This window comes from Pseudomonas sp. 1152_12 (assembly GCF_052850675.1).
The window spans coordinates 139420-159111 of the sequence record NZ_VXCW01000014.1 but is presented as its reverse complement, the minus strand read 5'-3'; the positions used below and the strand labels follow the sequence as shown (position 1 = coordinate 159111).

Genomic DNA, 19692 nt, shown 5'->3' with positions numbered 1-19692 from the left:
GCCCCGTGGGGCGCATTTTTTTGTTCAGTCAGCAACGGCCTATCAGGCAGTCGCATCCCAAGCACGGTCACCGTTCTCGTCTTTAATCCGAGTCGGCAACCCCATCATATCCAGCGCCTTGAGGAACGGCTCAGCCGGCAGTTCCTCGACGTTGGCCATGTGTTTCACATCCCACTGGCCACGTGCAACCAGCAGCGCGGCGGCCACCGGTGGTACGCCGGCGGTGTAGGAGATGCCCTGGCTGTCGGTTTCGGCAAAGGCTTCTTCGTGATCCGCCACGTTGTAGATAAACATCTCTCGCGGCTGGCCATCCTTGGTGCCTTTGACCAGGTCACCAATGCAGGTTTTGCCGGTGTAGCCCGGTGCGAGCGAAGACGGGTCGGGCAGCACGGCCTTGACCACTTTCAACGGCACCACTTCCAGGCCTTCGGCGGTTGTGACCGGCTTTTCGGAGAGCAGGCCGAGGTTTTTCAGGACGGTGAACACATTGATGTAGTGTTCGCCGAAGCTCATCCAGAAACGCACGTTGGGCACGTCGAGGTTTTTCGACAGCGAGTGCACTTCATCGTGGCCGGTCAGGTACAGGTTCTGCGAACCGACCACCGGCAGGTCGTCGGTGCGTTTGACTTCGAACATGGTGTTGCTGGTCCACTGGCTGTTCTGCCAGCTCCACACCTGCCCGGTGAATTCGCGGAAGTTGATTTCCGGGTCGAAGTTGGTGGCGAAATATTTGCCATGGCTGCCGGCATTGACGTCGAGAATGTCGATCGAATCAATGCGGTCAAAATGCTGTTGCTGCGCCAGCGCGGCATACGCGTTGACGACACCCGGGTCGAAGCCCACGCCAAGGATGGCGGTGATGTTCTTCTGTCTGCACTCTTGCAGGTGGTTCCATTCGTAGTTGCCGTACCACGGCGGGGTCTCGCAGACCTTGCCCGGCTCTTCGTGGATGGCGGTATCGAGGTACGCAACGCCCGTATCGATGCAGGCGCGCAGCACCGACATGTTGAGGAACGCGGAACCTACGTTGATGACGATCTGCGAGTCGGTCTCGCGGATCAGGGCCTTGGTCGCTTCCACGTCCAGGGCGTTCAGCGCGAAGGCTTGGATCTCGGCGGGAACCTTGAGGCTACCCTTGGCCTTGACGCTGTCGATGATGGCCTGGCATTTGGAGATGTTGCGCGACGCGATAGCAATACGACCGAGTTCGTCGTTGTGCTGCGCGCACTTGTGGGCCACCACCTTGGCGACACCTCCTGCACCAATGATAAGAACGTTCTTTTTCAATTGCTTTATTTCTCCTATATCCGCCAGCTTACGAAAGGCTGGACAGGTAGTCGTCGTAACCAAATTCACGAACCACCTCGACTGTACCGTCGAGTTGTTTCACTACGATGGACGGCATTTTCAGGCCGTTGAACCAGTTTTTCTTGACCATGGTGTAGCCTGCGGTGTCGATGAACGACAGCCGATCGCCGATGGCCAGCGGACGATCAAATTGATACTCGCCGAAGATGTCCCCGGCCAGGCAGGATTTACCGCACACCATGACGGTGTGTTCGCCCTCGCTCGGTGCCAGCTTGGCGTTGAGGCGGTAGATCAGCAGGTCCAGCAAGTGGGCTTCGATGGAGCTGTCGACCACGGCCAGGTTCTTGCCGTTGTAGAGGGTGTCGAGCACGGTCACTTCCAGGGAGGCGCTGTTGGTGATCGCCGCTTCGCCGGGCTCCAGGTACACCTGCACGTCGTACTTCTGCGAGAACGCCTTGAGGCGCTGGCAGAACGCGTCGATGGCATAGCCTTCACCGGTAAAGTGGATGCCGCCGCCGAGGCTGACCCAGTTGACCTTGTGCAGCAACGCACCGAAGCGTTCTTCGATGGTGCCAAGCATCTTGTCGAACAGGCTGAAGTCGCCGTTTTCGCAGTTGTTGTGGAACATGAAACCGGAGATCTGATCAATCACGCCTTCGATCTTCACCGGGTCCCATTCGCCCAGGCGGCTGAACGGGCGCGCCGGGTCGGCCAGCAGGTAGTCGGAGCTGCTCACCTGTGGGTTCACGCGCAGGCCACGGGTCTTGCCTTCGCTGCGCTCGGCAAAGCGTTGCAGCTGGCTGATCGAGTTGAAGATGATCTTGTCGCAGTTATCCAGCATCTCTTCGATTTCATCGTCGGCCCAGGCCACGCTGTAGGCGTGCGTCTCGCCTTCGAACTTCTGGCGGCCGAGTTTCAACTCATACAGTGACGACGAGGTGGTGCCGTCCATGTATTCCTGCATCAGGTCGAACACCGACCAGGTGGCAAAGCACTTGAGCGCCAGCAACGCCTTGGCGCCGGACTGCTCGCGTACGTAAGCAATCTTCTGCAGGTTGACCAGAAGCTTCTGTTTATCGATGAGGTAGTACGGCGTTTTGATCATTTTTGAGAGCCTGCGGCGGTGCCTGCCAAAAAAGGACACGCATTGTGCCCGCACTTGGATCAGATCGAAAGGTTAGCGGGCGGATTTTGCCGCGATTCGATTCACGGTCGCCGGTTACTCTGGCGAAATTTCGTGACTGTTTATCGGGTGGTGGCGCAAGTAGTCGGCCATCGCGGCGAAGCGTTGTCGGGTTTCGTGCTCGAACAGGCGGTTGGCCAACGGGTCCAGCAGCCAACCGAGCCAGCGCGGGCGCAGGCCGACGTTGAAGGTATAGATCAACTCGGAGGTGGCGCCATCCAGGTCGCGATGGCGCATGGACGCCGACCACTGATCGAACCAGCCGGCAGGTTCCACCAATACTGCGGCGGCCACCTTGGCGGGCACGTAGTTGACGAAGCGCGTGCGCAGGGCGAAATAGCGCTTCCAGCCGCGCCCTTGGTTGAAGGTGATCGCACCTTTGTAGGGATGGCTGCCGCCACCTTCGACACCGGCGCGCGACAGCAGCGTGTCCCACTGCATACGCACGCTGTGGTTATGAAACGCCTCGAAGGTGTCGGCGGCGCTGGCCGGCATGACCAGCGTGATGCGCCGCTGGCTCATGCCCTGTCCTCGACGATGGCGGTGGTGAAGCCCCAGCGCTCGAACTCAGCGGTGAACTCCTCCAGTTGCAAAAAGCCCAGGCACGCAAACGCGCCGGTTTGCGCCAGCCGGTTGGTCGCCAGCTTGAGCGCGATCAGCAGGGCAGCCATGCACGGGATCTCCGGGCCGTCGCCGCCCGGCGCGGTCAGCTGCCAGGTCAGCGCGCCGGGCTGGCCGTTGCTGCGCAAGCCTTGCACGCGCACCTGCATGGCGCCGGTGGGGCTGCCGAAACGGTCGAGAAAACGGCTGGCGAACGCATCCAGTTGCGCGGCGTAACGGCTGATCGGCAAGGGCAGGCCGAGGCGGCGCAGTGCGGCGGCGAACCACAGGGCTACATGTTGCACGGGTAATTCCAGGGCGGCATGAAAAGCCACGTCGCGCACGCCTGGATAGCGTTCCGGGAACAACGCCAGGTCAGGCACATCACACGCCGCTCCCCAGCGCTTGCCGATGTTTTGGAAGTCAAAGCGGCGCAGGTTCTGCCAGCCGAACTGTCGGGTCCAGGCGCCGCCATTCCAGCGCTCGAACTCAAGGCCGGCGTAGCCGAACACCGCCTGGATGGTCGCCACCCCACGCACGGCTTGTTGGCCGGGAGCGATGACGGTCTGGATGCTGTCGATGCGGGTAAAGGACTGGGCCAACTGATCGACCACCGCCGAGGACAACCCCGGTACGCTGCTGGCGCCGGAGATGGCCAGCACGCCAGCGGCTTTCGCCTCGGCATCGACGTTGGCGGCGAACTGCGCGACAAACGCGCGGCCATCGGCCAGGTCCAGGTAATGCGCCCCGGCCGCGCAGGCGGCCTTGGCGACGCGGTAATCCTGGCCCTGGAAGGGCCCGGCGCAGTGAATCACCAAGCCAGGTTTGGCCTGCGCCAGGCGCTGTTCGAAGTCGGCGGCGCCAATGTCCAGGGGCAGGGTAGCGACCTGTCTGCCGTCGCTGAGGGTGTAAAGGCCTGAGCCTGAGCTGCGGCTGGCAGCCATCACCTCAATCCCAGGCTCCGAGGCCAGGCGCCGACAGATACGCAGCCCGAAGTTACCCAGGCCTCCGATGACGATGACACGCATGATTCATCCTTGAGCATTAGGGCTAGGCGCGCAGTATAAGGGCAGAGGGTTTGAAGGGCGCTAGCGCCAAACCCAATCACTGCAATCAAACCGTCATCTCTCTACCACCTTGCTGCCATATTCCCTCGCTACTGTCCTCGCCAATGAGATCGATCTCAAAGCGAGTGACAATGACCGACCTGAAAGACGTTGCGCAGTTGGCTGGCGTATCCCGTGCCACCGCCGCCCGCACCTTTGCTTCCCCCGACCAAGTGCGCCCGGCCACCCGTGAGCAAGTGTTCGCCGCCGCCCGCGAGCTGGGCTTTCGGCCCAACTTGCTCGGCCGCCAACTGCGCTTGCAAACCACCAACCTGATCGGCGTGGTGGTGCCCAACTTGCTCAACCCGGTGTTTGCCGAACAGTTCCAGGCCATGGAGCGTGCCGCGCGGCTGCGCGGCTACAGCCTGTTGCTGGCGACCACCGACTACAGCAGCGAACGCGAGAGCATCGTGGTGGAGGAACTGTTGCGCCAACGCGTCGACGGTTTGGTGCTGACGGTCACCGATGCTGAAAGCAATAGCGTGCTCAATGGCCTGGCCAGTGAACAAACGCCGTTCGTGCTCGCCTATCACCAACCCAGCAACCCCAGCTACAGCGCCGTGTCGGTCGACAACCGCGCAGGCATGGCCCTGGCCACGCGGTATTTGCTCGAAGCGGGGCACCGGCGCATCAGCATGGTCGCCGGCCCCGCCTTGCAGTCCGACCGTGCCCGCCTGCGCTACGCCGGCTATTGCGACGCGATGCGCGAGTACGGTGTGGACAGCCGCCCGGTGATTGAAATGCCGGCGCACACCCAGGCTGAGTTCGCGGCGATCGAGCCTTTTCTCCAAGGCCCGCAGGCGCCTACCGCGCTGGTGTGCTCCAACGATTTCCTGGCGATCAGCCTGATCGCCGAGCTGCGCCGCAACGCCTGGCATGTGCCCGAGCAACTCTCGGTGATGGGCTTTGACGGCATCGCCCTCGGCACCCAGATGCACCCGACCCTGTGCAGCGTGGTGCAGCCCATCGGCCTGCTGGCCAGTACCGTGATTGATCAACTGCTGGCGCAAATCGCCGGTAACGCCCCGATTTCCCATTGCCTGCCGTGCCATATCCGGCCCGGCGACAGCACTCAACCCCTTGAGGAGACACCTGATGCGCGCGTTCAGTAAAACCCTGGCAGCCGTGCTGCTGTGTGGCGTGGCCCACCTGGCCCAGGCGGCCGAAACCGCGATTTGCTACAACTGCCCGCCGGATTGGGCTGACTGGGGCAGCCAACTCAAGGCCATCGCCGCCAGCACGGGCGTGCAAGTGCCGCTGGACAACAAGAACTCCGGCCAGTCCCTGGCACAGTTGGTGGCGGAGAAGGCCGCGCCGGTGGCCGACGTGGTGTATTACGGCGTGACCTTCGGCTTACAGGCACAAAAAGCCGAGGTGGTTGGCACCTACCAACCTAAAGGCTGGGAGCAAATTCCCGCCGGTTTGAAAGACCCGGCCGGCCACTGGTTTGCGATTCATTCGGGCACTTTGGGCATCATGGTCAACGTCGACGCGCTGGGCGGTTTGCCGGTGCCGCAAAGCTGGGCCGACCTGCTCAAGCCTGAGTACAAAGGCATGGTCGGTTACCTCGACCCGTCCAGCGCGTTTGTCGGCTACGTCTGCGCTGTGGCCATCAACCGGGCCTTGGGCGGCGACCTGGATAACTTCGCGCCCGCCATCGACTACTTCCAGAAGCTGGCGAAAAACGCGCCCATCGTGCCCAAGCAAACCGCCTATGCGCGGGTGCTGTCCGGTGAATTGCCGATCCTGGTGGACTACGACTTCAACGCCTACCGCGCGCGCTACAAGGACAACGTCAACGTCGCCTTCGTGATCCCCAAAGAAGGCAGCATCAGCGTGCCGTACGTGATGAGCGCGGTGGCCAATGCGCCGCACCGCGCCAACGCTGAAAAGGTCCTCGATTTCGTGCTCTCCGACGAGGGCCAGGCCCTGTGGGCCAAGGCGTATCTGCGCCCAGTGCGGCCGATGAAAATGCCCGCTGACGTGGCGGCGCAGTTCCTGCCCGACAGCGACTACGCCCGCGCCGGTGTGGTGGACTACGAAAAAATGGCCGCTGTGCAGGAAGCCTTCGCCGCCCGTTACCTGAACGAGGTCAAGTAAGTGGCAACATCGGCAAAACACGCCGCCTGGGCATTGGCCCCGGCCTTTGCGCTGCTGCTGGCGTTCTGGCTGTTGCCGCTGGCGCATTTGATGCTGCTGGGCGCTGAGAGCCGCGACAGCCAAGGCAGCGGTTACTGGCAGGTGCTGAGCAGCGCGCAGTATTTAGGCAGCCTGGTGCAAACCTGTGTGCTGGCTATGGTCGTCACGCTTGCGGCATTACTGATCGGCGGCATCAGCGGCGTATTTCTCGCGCGCCAGCAGTTCTTCGGGCGTTCGGCCTTGGTGGCTTTGCTCACGTTTCCGTTGGCGTTTCCCGGCGTAGTGGTGGGTTTCCTGGTGATCCTGTTGGCCGGGCGCCAAGGCCTGTTCGCAGCCTTGGGCCTGCAACTGGCCGGTGAGCGCTGGATCTTTGCGTACTCGCTGGCGGGGTTGTTTGTCGGCTACCTGTACTTCTCGATCCCGCGGGTGATCCTCACGGTAATGGCCGCGTGCGAAAGCCTCGACCGCAGCCTGGAAGAGGCCGCGCATTCGTTGGGCGCAGGGCATTGGCGGGTGGTGTGCGACGTGATCGTGCCAGGCCTGTCGCCCGCGTTGGCGTCGTGCGGGGCGATCTGCTTTGCCACGTCCATGGGCGCCTTCGGTACGGCTTTTACCTTGGGTACGCGGCTGAATGTCACCCCGGTGGCGATCTATAACGTGTTCACCAACTACGCCAACTTTGGCGTCGCCGCCGCGCTGTCGGTGGTGCTCGGCGCGGTGACCTGGGCCGTGTTGCTGCTCACGCGGCGCCTGGTAAAAAACGCGGGGACCGTCCTGTGAAGCGCTCATCGCTGTTCGTGATCCAACTGCTGTTTACCTTACTGGTGTGCGCCTTCATGTTGGTGCCGGTTGTGATGTCGTTGCTGGCCGGGTTGACGCGTAATTTCTTCGTGGGCCTGTCCAGTGGGTTGACCTTCGACTGGTTGATCCAGGTGTGGCAGGCCTATTCGCCGACGGTGTGGCTGTCGCTGCAATTGGCCTTGGCCTGTGCGGTCTGCGTGTGCGTGCTCGGCGTGCCGGCGGCTTACGGCCTGGTGCGTATGAACAACCGCTTCAGCCGCGCCTTCGAGGAGTTGATGGTGCTGCCGGTGGCGATGCCGGGCTTGGCCAGCGCGTTGGCGTTGCTGCTGACTTACGGCCAGTTCGGCAGCTTTCGCAGCAGTGGGTTGTTCATCCTTGTCGGCCATGTGCTGTTCACCTTGCCGTTCCTGGTGCGCCCGGTGATGGCGGTGATGCAGCGCCAGCAACTGCCGTTATTGGAAGAGGCGGCGGCCAGCCTTGGTGCGGGGCCGATCAAGCGGTTTTTCAGCGTGGTGGTGCCCAACTGTCGTGCGGGAATTCTGGCGGGTGTGCTGATGGTGGTCACCCTTAGCCTGGGCGAGTTCAACCTGACCTGGATGCTGCACACGCCGATGACCAAGACGCTGCCGGTGGGGTTGGCCGACAGCTATGCCTCGGCGCGCCTGGAAATCGCCAGCGCCTACACCCTTATCTTCTTGCTGATGATCGTGCCGCTGCTGATTGCGTTGCAGGCCATCAGTGCTCGTTTGTCCCGTGGAGAGCGTCGATGACCGCTATCACTATCCGCCTGCAAGGCTGTCGCAAGGCATTCGCCGACGGCACCGTGGCCGTGCATGACCTGAACCTGACCGTCGAAGGCGGCGAAACCCTGGCGATTCTCGGCCCGTCGGGCTGTGGCAAAACCACCACCCTGCGCCTGATCGCAGGCCTGGAGCGCCCGGACGTCGGTCAGGTGTTTTTCGGCGATCAAGACGTCACGCGCCTGCCCATCGAGCGACGGGATGTGGGCATGGTGTTCCAGAACTACGCGCTGTTTCCTAACCTGGATGTGGCCGGCAACATTGTCTATGGTCTGAAGATTCGCGGCATGTCGGCGCCTGAGCGCAACAAGCGCTGCGACGAGCTGTTGGAATTGGTGGGCTTGCAGCACCACGGCCAGCGCAGCATCCATGAGCTGTCGGGCGGCCAGCGTCAGCGTGTGGCCCTGGCCCGCGCGCTCGCACCGCGCCCCAAAGTGCTGTTGCTGGATGAGCCGTTGGCGGCCCTGGATGCGCAATTGCGCGAGCGCCTGCGCAGTGAGCTGGACCAACTGCTGCGCGGGCTGGGCATCACCTCGGTGTTCGTCACCCACGATCAAGGCGAAGCCATGGCCTTGGGTGATCGCATCCTGGTGATGGAGCAGGGGCGCGCCGCGCAACTGGCCAGCCCACGGCAGATTTACCAGCAGCCGGCCAATGCGTTTGTCGCAGGCTTTGTCGGCAACCTCAACGCCTTCACGGTGCTGGAGCGCAGCGCCCACGGCCTGAAAGTCTGCGGCGGCGAGCTGCCGTGGCATGCGCTCGACTTGCCGAGCACCGTGTACTGCCGCCCCGAACACCTGCGGGTGATGGAGGACGAAGGGCACTTGCACGGTCACTTGCTGGCGCAGTTTTTCCAGGGCGCCCAAAGCCGCCTGCTGGTGGATGTCGGCGCCCCGCAACCGCTGCTGGTGGACAGCAGCGACAACCAGTTGCACCGCGTCGGCGCGCCGATTGCTCTGGCGATTGCGCCGCACATGTTGTTCACCCTGAATGCGTGAGAGCCTATTTTGAACCGTCCGTTTCTTGTCGCACAGATCAGCGACCTACACCTTAAAGCCGGCAACCGCCTGACCTATGGCGTGGTGGATACGTTGGGCGCCCTGCGCCGTGCCGTCGACCACCTGAACGCCAGCTACCCACGGCCCGATATCGTGGTGATCAGCGGCGACCTGGTGGACTTCGGCCGCGCCGATGAATACGCCGTGCTGCATCTGGCGTTGGCGCGCCTGCACATGCCGTGCTACCTGGTGCCCGGCAACCACGACAGCCGCGCGCCATTGCTGGAAGCCTTCAGTGATCACGCTTATTTGCCGGCGTCGGCCGATGGCCCCTTGGATTGGGTGGTGGATGAGTATCCGCTGCGCCTGATCGGTCTCGACTCGACGATTCCGGGGGCTCACGGCGGCCAATTGCTCGACAGCCAGTTGCAATGGCTCGACGACCAATTGGCACTACGTCCCAAGGCACCGACCTTGTTGATCCTGCACCACCCGCCGTTTATCAGCGGCATCGGCCATATGGACCGCGAAGCCTTTATCAATGCCACTGCCCTGGAGCGCGTTGTCGCCCGGCACCCGCAAGTGGAACGCCTGTTGTGCGGGCACCTGCACCGGCCGATGCAACGGCGGTTTGGCGGCAGCCTGAGTTGCGTGTGCCCCGGCACTTCGCACCAGATCGTGCTCGACCTGCAAGACGCCGCGCCCGCGCATTTCAACCTGGAACCGGCAGGGTATCTGCTGCACCGCTGGGATGAGCAGCAAGGTTTGATCAGCCACAACGGCGTGTTCGGGGACTACCCGGGGCCGTATCCGTTTTATGACGCTCATGGATTGATTGACTGAGGTTTTACGGAGGTTCACTTCACTCAACTAAGCACTTAAACGTTTGTTAACGCGGCGGCCAACCGCGTTTGGTCGCGTGCATCCTGCTGCCCTTATTTTGCGCCCGGAACTTGCGTTTCACGCCGGAGTTCGTCCTGATGAAAGCTACTTTGAATCTACTCAGCGTATTGACCGGCGGCCTGGGCATTGCCCTGAACCCCTTGGCCTCGGCTGACTCGCCACAGGGTGAACCACAAACGTACAAGATTGAGCGCAAACCGCCTCAGTAGACTCGTCGCACTTCTTCTACTGCAGGTTCCCCATGGACATTTTTCTCTACGCCTTCAGCGTCATGTACAGCCCCGGGCCCGTGAACCTGATGGGCCTGAATGCCGGGCTCACCGGCAAATTGCGTCGCTCCAGTGGTTTCTACCTCGGCGTGGGTTGCGCGATGCTGCTGATGTTCGTGCTGTTTGGCTACACCGGCGAGGCGATCATGTCCCAGGCGGCGCTGCCGTATATCTCGCTGGTTGGCGGTGTGTACACGCTGTACCTGGCCTACCAGGTGTTCACCGCCCGCACCGAGGTTGAAGAATCTTCAAGTACGCCGGCCAAGGCGCTCACGTTCTGGAATGGCCTGGTGATCCAGTTGCTCAACCCCAAGGGCATCGTCGCGGTCTTGCCGATTACCAGCGTGATGTTGCCGGCGGCGCATATTACCGGGGCGTCCATCGCCGGGGTTTCGGCTTTGCTCGGGCTGGGTGCCGTCGGTGCGCCGTGGGTGTACGCCTTGTTGGGCGCCATGTTAGGCCGCAGGATCAGCGGGGCGGCGGCGTTCACGTGGTTCAACCGCTGCATGGGACTGGCGTTGGCTGTGTGTGCGTATTTCATGGTTCACGCGTTCTATCTGCACGTCGCTTCAACATGAACAAATCTTGTGATCATCTAGAATAAAATGAGTTTGTCTCACTATGAGTGTCTGTCGACAATGGCTGCCATCAAATATCGACATTGGAGTTGTAAGTCATGGCAGTCGCTCATTCCCTTGGATTTCCGCGCATTGGACGCGATCGTGAACTGAAAAAAGCGCAGGAAGCGTTTTGGAAGGGCGAGCTCGACGAGGCCGGCCTGCGTGCTGTGGGCCGTGACCTGCGCAAGGCGCACTGGGCCCTGCAAAAACAAGCGGGTATTGAGCTGTTGCCGGCCGGTGATTTCGCCTGGTACGACCAAGTCCTCACCCACTCGCTGATGTTCGGTGTGATTCCCGAGCGCTTCCGCCCAGCCGACGGTAAAGCCACGCTGCACACCTTGTTCGGCATGGCCCGTGGCGTCAGCGACAGCTGCTGTGGCGGTGCCCACGCCCAGGAGATGACCAAGTGGTTCGATACCAACTACCACTATCTGGTGCCTGAATTCAGCGCCGACCAGCAGTTCCAGCTGGGTTGGGAGCAGCTGTTCGAAGAGGTCAAGGAAGCCCGCGACCTGGGTCACAACGTCAAGCCCGTGGTGATCGGCCCGCTGACTTACCTGTGGCTGGGCAAGGCCAAGGGCGGCGACTTCGACAAGCTTGACCTGCTCGACCGTCTGCTGCCGTTGTACGGTCAGATCTTCCAGCGCCTGGCTGAACTGGGCGTGGACTGGGTGCAGATCGACGAGCCAATTCTGGTGCTGGACTTGCCGCAAGACTGGAAAAACGCCTTTGAGCGCGCCTATAACCAAATCCAGCGCGACCCGCTGAAAAAGCTGGTGGCGACTTATTTCGGCGGTCTGGAAGAGAACCTCGGCCTGGCCGCCAACCTGCCGGTCGATGGGTTGCACATCGATCTGGTGCGTGCGCCGGACCAGTACCCGACCATTCTCGACCGCCTGCCGGCGTATAAAGTGCTGTCCCTGGGCGTGGTCAATGGCCGTAACGTGTGGCGCTGCGACCTGGAAAAAGCCCTGGCGACCTTGCGGCATGCTCATGAAAAATTGGGCGATCGCCTGTGGGTCGCGCCGTCCTGTTCGCTGCTGCACAGCCCGGTTGATCTGGGCCGTGAAGACACGCTGGATGCCGAGCTGAAGAGCTGGCTGGCCTTCGCGGTGCAGAAGTGCACGGAAGTGGCGGTGCTGGCTCAAGCCGTCAATGAGTCTGAAGCCCCCAATGTGCTCGCCGCCCTGGCTGAAAGCCGCGCCGTGCAAGCGGCCCGCGCGGCTTCACCACGTATTCACAAGCCAGCCGTGCAAGCCCGAGTGGCCGCGATCACCGCCAAGGACAGTCAGCGCCAGTCGCTGTTTGCCCAGCGTATCGAGAAGCAGCGTGCCGGCCTGAAGCTGCCGCTGTTCCCGACCACCACTATCGGTTCGTTCCCGCAAACCGCCTCGATTCGCCTGGCGCGCCAATCGTTTAAAACCGGCAAGTTGAGCGAAGCCGAATACGTTGAAGCCATGCACAGCGAGATCAAGCATGCCGTTGAAGTGCAGGAACACCTCGGCCTGGACGTGCTGGTACACGGCGAAGCCGAACGTAACGACATGGTTGAGTACTTCGCCGAGCAGCTCGACGGCTATGTGTTCACCCGCTTCGGCTGGGTGCAAAGCTACGGCTCGCGTTGCGTGAAGCCCGCGGTGATCTTCGGCGACCTCAGCCGCCCGAAAGCCATGACCGTGGAGTGGATCCGCTACGCCCAAGGCCTCACCCACAAGGTGATGAAGGGCATGCTGACCGGCCCGGTGACCATGCTGATGTGGTCGTTCCCGCGTGAAGACGTGAGCCGCGAAGTGCAGGCGCGGCAGCTGGCATTGGCGATTCGTGACGAAGTGGTCGACCTGGAAGCCGCCGGCATCAAGATCGTGCAGATCGACGAAGCCGCGTTCCGCGAAGGCTTGCCCTTACGCCGGGCGCAGTGGCAGCACTACCTGGACTGGGCCACCGAAGTCTTCCGCCTGTGCGCCTGTGGCGTGCGCGACGAAACCCAGATCCACACGCACATGTGCTACAGCGAGTTCAACGATGTGATCGAGTCTATTGCGGCGATGGATGCTGACGTGATCACCATCGAAACCTCGCGCTCCGATATGGAACTGCTGGAGGCGTTCGAAGCCTTCGCTTACCCGAACGACATTGGCCCGGGCGTCTATGACATCCACTCGCCACGCGTGCCGGATGCGTCGGAAATGGCCAATTTGCTGCGCAAGGCGGCCAAGCGAATTCCGGCCGAGCGCCTGTGGGTCAACCCGGACTGCGGTCTTAAAACCCGCGGCTGGCCGGAGACGGAAGCGGCGTTGATCCATATGGTCACCGCTGCGCGCCAACTGCGGGCTGAACTGGCGTAACGCGGGGTGAACATGTGGGAGGGGGCTTGCTCCCGATAGCGGTGGGTCAGCTGGCAAAGACGTTGGCTGAAACTCCGCCATCGGCATTAAGTCCACCCACAGTGGTTTGTCAGTGTTGCGCTGCCGACGTCGTTGCGTGCGGACTTGAATGCGATAAGTACTTAGCGTGCCCTTACCCCGCCAGATCGTTGCCTCCTGCCAGTCGCTACCCTTGGGCGAAAGAGCCCGCAAACATCGTTGATCGGTTCGGGCGCGTTCCCCATCGCAATGCGGTGTTGGGCCTTACACTGATCAGGAGAGTGAATTCCTGAAGATTGGAGGGTGTGCGGGTTAGGCCTGATTCTATCGATATCAATGACGGGCTACTGTTACAGGGTTTAGTTGAAAAAGAACCTGTTAGTTCTGACAGTAGACGCCACGTCGGGCTGGGTATGTAGTGTCCGTTCTTCAGTCTCCGGCTGGAACTGATGAACACTGATGATGCGTTATTCACCCGCCTGTGCGCTGAGCGCTCAGGGCCCACAGGAGTATTAATCATGCCTGATTCAACCCAATGCCCACGTGAAGTGTCCTGCACACAGAGTCCGGAATGTTGTGACAACCACCCTGGCAGCTGTTCCGAACACGGTGAACAGGTGCATGTGCATATACACATTCACCGACACCATCACTGCCGCCCGTCCAAGACGGTTCGTTCGGTTGAACAGCCCGCTGAAAAACCTGATCAGAAACTCGATCAGAAGCCGGATAACCCCGTTAAGCCAATTGAACTACCCGTCATCAGGCTTGGCTTTAGCGGTTCTACATTCGGTAGTCCCGGTTATCCTGGCTTGAAGGTGCAAGTCAACGCGCCTGTAAATTATGGCGCGAGTGGCGTTTATAATAAAATTCAGGCGGTGAAAATTTCAGATGCGTCAAAAGATGTCATTTCTTCCGCGTTAACGGCGGCACAGTTAAAAGCGACCTACGATGTACTTTCTATTGGGCTCTATCAGAGCCTTCTTTCGGTGGCAGACGCTGTCAGGTTAAAAGAATATGCTGCGTTAGGAGGGGTTGTGCTATTGGCGTTCGATCAGGGTGCGTCTTCTGGTGCGACGAATGTTCTGCAACAATTTGGACACACCGGTTCCTTCAGTGGCGTTATCCCAGGCGCATACAGCGGCGTCTCTTCGGCGACCGAAAACTTAAGCAGTTATTTTGGTTCGTCTTCCGGTGTACCGCTTAAAGGGGTTGCAGCAATAGCGTTAACGCCAGCGCAACTTCCCGCTGGCAGTCGGGTATTAGCGACTTCCGGCACCCATGTACTTTTCTGGACCGTAGGAGGTACTAAGGAACGGGTGATCGCGATGAGTGATGTTGAACTTACGACTTCTGATGTGGCAGGCGAAACAGTGGATAACGGTCAGGAGAAATTCTTGAATAATATGATGGCTTATCTGTTTGATCAGGCGTTGAAAAGCGCTTAGGTGCGGCGGGTTTTTGATTGTTCACGTAGGGTCAGGAAAAGGACGTTGCGTGTGCTGGTGGCATTCCCCTCAGGAATGCCACCATAAAAAGGGCGCATTGTTATGCTTGCCGCCAATCTCTTAGATTGGGCGCTCACTCAAGGATACCCGTTACGAGTCCACGCGCGTTCCCCATCGCAATGCGGTGTTGGGCCTTACGGCTACTGATCAGGAGAGTGAACTCCTGACGGTAGGAGGGTTTGCGGGTTAAGCCTGATTCTATCGGTATTAATGAAGGGCTACTGTTACAGGGTTTAGGTGAAAAAGAACCTGTTAATTCTGACAGTAGACGCCACGCCGGGCTGGGTATGTAGTGTCCGTTCTTCAGTCTCCGGCCGGAACTGATGAACACTGATGATGCGTTATTCACCCGCCTGTGCGCTGAGCGCTCACGGCCTACAGGAGTATCAATCATGTCTGATTCAACCCAATGCCCACGTGAAGTGTCCTGCACACAGAGTCCGGAATGTTGTGACAAACACTCTGGACACTGTGCCGAACACGGTGGAGAGATACATGTGCATGTACACGTTCACGCGCACCATGCCTGCTGTTCGTCTGTGCCGATTAAGCGGGTTGATCCGGTTGATCCGGTTGATCCGGTTGATCCGGTTGATCCGGTTGACACGGTTGCGTTACCGGTAACATTGCCAGTCATACAGTTAGGTTGCTCAGAGAACACAATCATTGATTCTAAGTATTCAAATTTCAAGCAGCAGGTAGAGGCACCTTCAAATTACGGCCCGGCAGGAATATATAAAAAAGTACAGGCGGTTAACACGGCCAATGCGTCGGCCGACATCCTCGGCTCGTCTGTGACTGCGGCTCAACTAAAAGCCAGATATGATGTGCTGCTGGTGGGGCTTTATTTGAGCAGCTTTACGGTTGCAGACGCCATTAGATTGAAGGAATATGCTGAACGAGGGGGCGTTATACTATTGGTCTGTGACCATTCTCCGACGGCCGGTGCGATCAATGTCCTCCAGCAATTTGGGCATGTCGGTACCCTGACCGGAACGTTTGTGCAAACCTACACGGGAGTGTCCTCGACAACCGAGTATTTAAACACTTATTTTGGCGACTCTTCTGGCATTCCGTTAAAAGGCTCTGGCGCCTTCGCAATCAGCGCCGCACAGCTTCCTGCGGGGAGTAGGGTCTTAGCGACTGTTGGCACTAATGTGCTTGCCTGGACTGTAGGGGGTACTCTGGATAGGGTCGTTGCCGTCAGTGATATAAATCTTGTGTCGTATGACATTACAGGCACTGCGGTCGATACCGGACAGGAGGTGTTTTTAAATAATATGATGGCTTATCTATTTGATCAGGCGTTGAAAAACGCTTAGGGAAAGCGCTTAGGCGTGGTTGATTGTTGGTTGTTTACGTATCGCCAGGAACAGTACGTGCGTGTGCTGTTGGCATTCCCCCCAGGAATGCCCCCATAAAAAGCGCGCATTGTTATGTTTGCCGCCAATCTCGTAGATTGGGCGCTCACTCAAAGAGACCCCGCTATGAATCCACACGCGCTGCGCTTATATGTTGATGCCCAATTCACCAGCCCTTATGCCATGTCCGTGTTCGTGACCTTGCACGAAAAAGGCCTGGCGTTTGACACGCATACCGTCGACCTGGACAGCGCACGACACAAAGCTGGGGACTACGCCCAATTGTCCCTGACACAGCGCGTGCCGACGTTAGTGGAAGGCGACTTTGCGCTGTCGGAATCTTCCGCAATCACCGAATACCTGGAGCAGGTCTACCCCGAAACGCCGGTGTACCCCAGCGGGCCAAAACAGCGGGCGAAGGCGCGACAGGTGCAGGCGTGGCTGCGCAGCGACTTGTTGCCGATTCGCCAGGAGCGTTCGACGTTAGTGGTGTTCTACGGGCAGAGAATGCCGCCATTGTCGCCCGACGGCGAAGCGGCCGCGCGTAAGCTGGTCAGTGCGGCGCAGGCATTGCTGGCAGGCAATTCCAAGTATTTGTTCGGCGACTGGTCAATTGCCGATGTGGACCTGGCGGTGATGCTCAACCGCTTGATTCTCAATGGTGACAGTGTGCCGGCCGAGTTGGTGGATTACGCACAGCGCCAATGGCAGCGGCCATCAGTGCAGGCGTGGGTCGACCTGCAACGCCCGCCGCTCTAGCGGTTTACAGCCATTCGTGGGCCACACGCCGATCCAGGTCTTCCCAGTCCGCCATGCCCAGCACCCGTGTGGTGTTCAAGCCCCGTAGGTAGCCGCGCAGTTGCTGGGCGCTGGCGTTGCACTGATCGGCGTCGGGGGCCGGGTCCTGCAATACGCGCTCATAATCGACCAGGTAATCGGCGACCCGCTCGCGAAACTCCGGCAGTACGGCTTCGCGGATGCGGTCGAAGGTTTTCTGGTGGGGCTTCATAGCGTGGTCCTTATAGTTTTATAGAAATCGATATACCCGACACTATCGGTTCAAATGATAGTCACCATCAAGCTTCGCAAGTTCTGTTTTTATGCCAAAAGCGCAGAATCACCTCATCCAGACGCTGTTCAAGGAAATGCGCGATGAGGACGATAACCCAACTGGGTTTAATCATGCTGATGCTCGGCACCACGGTGCTGGCCAACCCGGCAATTGCTGATGATCTAGGTGCTGGCCATTTGCTGCCACTCGCCAGTAGCGTAGACTCCCTGCAGCACGCGCAGTCGGTAGGGGTTTTGTACAGCGAAAACACCCGCGACAACCTTAGTTACCTTGAACGCTACCACGCTATGGCCATGAACGGCGCCAAGGATGCCCTTGACGGGCGCATCCGTGAGGCGTTCGTCAACAGCTCCGACCCGGAACTGGCGATTGATTGGTTGATGAGTTCATTGCAGGGCACTTTTCGCAGCGTGACGGTCTATAGCAGCCTGGATGAGCTGGTGCAGGCTCATCCCGATGTGGTGGTGATGCTCGACACCCATAACCAACTGCTGACCCAGCGTAACGACCAGGTCGAGGCGCGTTTTGTTGCTCGGTTCTATGATGCGGACCTGCAATACATCGCTAAAGCCGAAGGCTCGGTGCACAAGCAGGTGGCGTCGGTTTGGGTGCATGACAAGGCGGCTCCCGAGATTGCCGCGCAGATTGAACAGCAACGTGATGTGCAGCTTGATGCGTTGAAGCAGTTTGATGCGTCGCTCAAGGCCCTGGTCCGCGCCGGATGACGTGCGGATTGATGTGAACCCTATTGGTTAATTTTCAGGAATGTTTATGCGCTCTTTTTTTGTCCCGGCCCTGGCTTTTGCTTCGCTGTTGCTGACTGGTTGTATCACGGCTCCCAATGCTCCGACCCTGACGCTGCAAACGGAAAAGACACCCGAAAGCTACGTGCAATGCGTACTGCCCAAGCTTGAAAAGCACGGTATCAGCTCGACCGTGACGCAGAACTCACGCCACGCCAAGGTGGTATTGACCAGCAAGATTGCCGCTGATGACGTGCTGGAGGCCTACAAGTCCCAGGGCGGCACCAAAGTGTTCCTGTATGAGCGCAAGCCGCTGGCCTCGGCGATCAAGCCGTCGCGGCTTGAATTGGCGGCCCAGGACTGCAAGTAGCTAAAGGCAATACACCGCTCCCACATTTTGCTTTGTGTAGTGCTTAGGGTTTTGCTTCGCTACTGAAGCTGTTCACGGTCTTGACCAGCCCTTTAGCCGCCAACGCCACCAACTCACCGCCTTTTTCCACGGTCGCCAGCGCCGGGTCCGAACCCATGCGCCCGTCAGGGAAGCGTGCGCGGAAGTCCAGCGCCTCACGGATCGGCCCGGTGTTGGCGATTTGCGGCGAATAGTCGGCTGACTTGATTGAATCCGGGTACGCCCACTGCGTCACGGCGATTTCCGATGGCGTGGCATGGCTACCGTGGCCTACCGGGAATTGGCGCTGGGCCAGGTCGGTGACGCCTTCCAGATCCCACCAGTTCACCAGCTTGAGCGCGAAACCGGCCGGGCGGCGGGCGAAGCTGGCTTCGGCGTACAGCTCGGAAAACGCCGCTTCAATGGTGGCGATGTTGCCGCCGTGACCGTTCAGAAACAGGATTTTCTCGAAACCATGCCCGGCCAACGAGCGCACCCAGTCGCCAATCGCGGCGATGAAGGTGCAAGGGCGCAGGGAAATGGTGCCGGGAAAGCCCAAGTGGTGCTGGGCCATGCCGATGTTGAAGGTTGGGCCGATCAGCAGGTCGGCGTTCTTCTGCGCCTCATGGGCGATGATCTCCGGGCACATCCAGTCAGTGCCCAGCAGGCCGGTGGGGCCGTGCTGTTCGTTGGAACCGATGGGAATCACCACGGTACGGCTGCGTTCCAGAAACTGCCCGATCTCGATCCAGGTGGATTGGTGTAAAAGCATGCGACGCTCTCTCTTATCTGTGGGGACAGGCTAACCACCACGGATTGTACGACTACTCGCCACCTGTTGGGGCTTGCAGTTGAGATAGGTTGAAGACTTCAACCAGCGCTGGTCCGGGTACCAGGAAAACATGAACTGCCCATCCTTGAGCTTATCCACCACCTGGCGCGCCACCTGCGGGCGTACGGCCGGGCAGCCCTGGCTACGACCGATACGACCTTCGCGCTTGCTCCACGCAGAATTGACGTAGTCGGCCGCATGGATCACCAGCGCGCGGTCACGCGCCTGATCATTAAAACCGGGCTCCAGGCCGTCCATGCGCAGCGAGTAGCCGTGAGCGCCGAGGTAGCTTTCCTGGGTGCGGAACAGGCCCAGGCTGGACTGGTGGCTGCCTTCGAGGTTGGAAAATTGGGTGGCGAAGTTTTCCCCGGATTTTGCTCCGTGGGCCACCAGGTCGCGCAGCACCAAGGTTTTTTTGCGTAAATCGAAGATCCACAGCCGACGAGCGGTCGAGGGCTGGGAGTAGTCAATAACCGCGAGGCGCTCTGAACGTTCCTCACCGTTATTGACCGCGCACTGCACGGCGCTCAGGGCGCTTTTCAATACAGTGGGATTGAGTTCTGGAGCCGAGCGCGCCAGGCTGCTATACAAGTTAGGAGGATTCCCATTGGCGGCGAGCGCAAAATTGCTCAGCGTAGCCAGGGTGACGGTGATCAAGCCGAAGCGGCACATAAAAGTCAGCATCTAAAAAGCGTCCC

Annotated in this window: 21 protein-coding genes; 14 read left to right on the top strand and 7 right to left on the bottom strand. The window is 60.0% G+C overall.

Translation table 11 applies throughout. The annotated features are described in order from the left end of the window. Positions 1-42: 42 nt before the first annotated feature. The 4 genes from FW764_RS23735 to FW764_RS23720 all read right to left on the bottom strand — a co-directional run bounded on the left by FW764_RS23735 (position 43) and on the right by FW764_RS23720 (position 4119). Positions 43-1287 (bottom strand): saccharopine dehydrogenase family protein, encoded by a 1245-nt coding sequence (locus FW764_RS23735; RefSeq protein ID WP_446436005.1) that lies wholly within the window; start codon positions 1285-1287, stop codon positions 43-45. 28 nt (positions 1288-1315) lie between these two features. Beyond that, the gene (locus FW764_RS23730; protein WP_446436004.1) at positions 1316-2413 is read right to left on the bottom strand and encodes a carboxynorspermidine decarboxylase; all 1098 of its coding nucleotides are present in this window, start codon (positions 2411-2413) and stop codon (positions 1316-1318) included. 114 nt (positions 2414-2527) lie between these two features. After that, positions 2528-3013: a hypothetical protein gene (locus FW764_RS23725; RefSeq protein ID WP_446436003.1), complete on the bottom strand. Its 486-nt coding sequence runs from the start codon at positions 3011-3013 to the stop codon at positions 2528-2530. Beyond that, complete coding sequence (locus FW764_RS23720; RefSeq protein ID WP_446436002.1) at positions 3010-4119, bottom strand: saccharopine dehydrogenase family protein; 1110 nt, start codon at positions 4117-4119, stop codon at positions 3010-3012. Before FW764_RS23720 ends, FW764_RS23725 begins: the two co-directional genes overlap by 4 nt. Before the next feature lie 170 nt (positions 4120-4289). Between FW764_RS23720 and FW764_RS23715 the strand changes: the two genes are divergently transcribed. The 12 genes from FW764_RS23715 (at position 4290) to yfcF (ending at position 16718) form a co-directional block, all read left to right on the top strand. Beyond that, positions 4290-5309, top strand: a complete 1020-nt coding sequence (locus tag FW764_RS23715) for a LacI family DNA-binding transcriptional regulator (protein WP_446436001.1) — start codon at positions 4290-4292, stop codon at positions 5307-5309. Continuing rightward, positions 5293-6297, top strand: a complete 1005-nt coding sequence (locus FW764_RS23710) for an ABC transporter substrate-binding protein (RefSeq protein ID WP_446436000.1) — start codon at positions 5293-5295, stop codon at positions 6295-6297. The genes FW764_RS23715 and FW764_RS23710 overlap by 17 nt, the downstream gene beginning before the upstream one ends. Continuing rightward, positions 6298-7116 carry an ABC transporter permease gene (locus FW764_RS23705; RefSeq protein ID WP_446435999.1) on the top strand — a complete coding sequence of 273 codons (819 nt, stop codon included), beginning with the start codon at positions 6298-6300 and terminating at the stop codon, positions 7114-7116. Beyond that, a complete protein-coding gene (locus FW764_RS23700; RefSeq protein ID WP_446435998.1) occupies positions 7113-7907 on the top strand; it encodes an ABC transporter permease in 795 nt (264 codons plus the stop codon). Before FW764_RS23705 ends, FW764_RS23700 begins: the two co-directional genes overlap by 4 nt. Continuing rightward, positions 7904-8935 (top strand): ABC transporter ATP-binding protein, encoded by a 1032-nt coding sequence (locus FW764_RS23695; RefSeq protein WP_446435997.1) that lies wholly within the window; start codon positions 7904-7906, stop codon positions 8933-8935. The genes FW764_RS23700 and FW764_RS23695 overlap by 4 nt, the downstream gene beginning before the upstream one ends. 9 nt (positions 8936-8944) lie before the next feature. Next, positions 8945-9778 carry a phosphodiesterase gene (locus FW764_RS23690; protein WP_446435996.1) on the top strand — a complete coding sequence of 278 codons (834 nt, stop codon included), beginning with the start codon at positions 8945-8947 and terminating at the stop codon, positions 9776-9778. A gap of 137 nt (positions 9779-9915) precedes the next feature. Then, positions 9916-10047 carry a hypothetical protein gene (locus tag FW764_RS23685; protein WP_446435995.1) on the top strand — a complete coding sequence of 44 codons (132 nt, stop codon included), beginning with the start codon at positions 9916-9918 and terminating at the stop codon, positions 10045-10047. A gap of 32 nt (positions 10048-10079) precedes the next feature. Further along, positions 10080-10685: a LysE family translocator gene (locus tag FW764_RS23680; RefSeq protein WP_446435994.1), complete on the top strand. Its 606-nt coding sequence runs from the start codon at positions 10080-10082 to the stop codon at positions 10683-10685. Positions 10686-10783: 98 nt separating this feature from the next. Further along, positions 10784-13072 carry a 5-methyltetrahydropteroyltriglutamate--homocysteine S-methyltransferase gene (gene metE, locus FW764_RS23675; RefSeq protein ID WP_446435993.1) on the top strand — a complete coding sequence of 763 codons (2289 nt, stop codon included), beginning with the start codon at positions 10784-10786 and terminating at the stop codon, positions 13070-13072. 536 nt (positions 13073-13608) lie between these two features. Continuing rightward, positions 13609-14538, top strand: a complete 930-nt coding sequence (locus tag FW764_RS23670) for a hypothetical protein (RefSeq protein ID WP_446435992.1) — start codon at positions 13609-13611, stop codon at positions 14536-14538. Positions 14539-14990: 452 nt separating this feature from the next. Further along, on the top strand, positions 14991-15920 hold the full coding sequence (locus FW764_RS23665) for a hypothetical protein (RefSeq protein ID WP_446435991.1): 930 nt from the start codon (positions 14991-14993) through the stop codon (positions 15918-15920). 165 nt (positions 15921-16085) lie between these two features. Further along, positions 16086-16718 carry a glutathione transferase gene (yfcF, locus tag FW764_RS23660; protein WP_446435990.1) on the top strand — a complete coding sequence of 211 codons (633 nt, stop codon included), beginning with the start codon at positions 16086-16088 and terminating at the stop codon, positions 16716-16718. A gap of 4 nt (positions 16719-16722) precedes the next feature. On the opposite strand, the gene FW764_RS23655 is transcribed toward yfcF, so the two are convergent. Beyond that, the gene (locus FW764_RS23655; protein WP_446435989.1) at positions 16723-16968 is read right to left on the bottom strand and encodes a hypothetical protein; all 246 of its coding nucleotides are present in this window, start codon (positions 16966-16968) and stop codon (positions 16723-16725) included. A 143-nt stretch (positions 16969-17111) separates the two neighbouring features. On the opposite strand from FW764_RS23655, the gene FW764_RS23650 reads away from it, so the two are divergent. Together FW764_RS23650 and FW764_RS23645 are read left to right on the top strand one after the other, a co-directional pair. Further along, positions 17112-17756 (top strand): ATPase, encoded by a 645-nt coding sequence (locus FW764_RS23650; RefSeq protein ID WP_446435988.1) that lies wholly within the window; start codon positions 17112-17114, stop codon positions 17754-17756. Positions 17757-17802: 46 nt separating this feature from the next. Then, complete coding sequence (locus FW764_RS23645; protein WP_446435987.1) at positions 17803-18144, top strand: hypothetical protein; 342 nt, start codon at positions 17803-17805, stop codon at positions 18142-18144. A gap of 43 nt (positions 18145-18187) precedes the next feature. Here the strand turns inward: FW764_RS23645 and FW764_RS23640 are convergent, their stop codons facing one another. Then, the gene (locus tag FW764_RS23640) at positions 18188-18934 is read right to left on the bottom strand and encodes a creatininase family protein (protein ID WP_446435986.1); all 747 of its coding nucleotides are present in this window, start codon (positions 18932-18934) and stop codon (positions 18188-18190) included. A 30-nt stretch (positions 18935-18964) separates the two neighbouring features. Next, positions 18965-19678, bottom strand: a complete 714-nt coding sequence (locus FW764_RS23635; RefSeq protein WP_446435985.1) for a murein L,D-transpeptidase catalytic domain family protein — start codon at positions 19676-19678, stop codon at positions 18965-18967. Positions 19679-19692 lie beyond the last annotated feature (14 nt).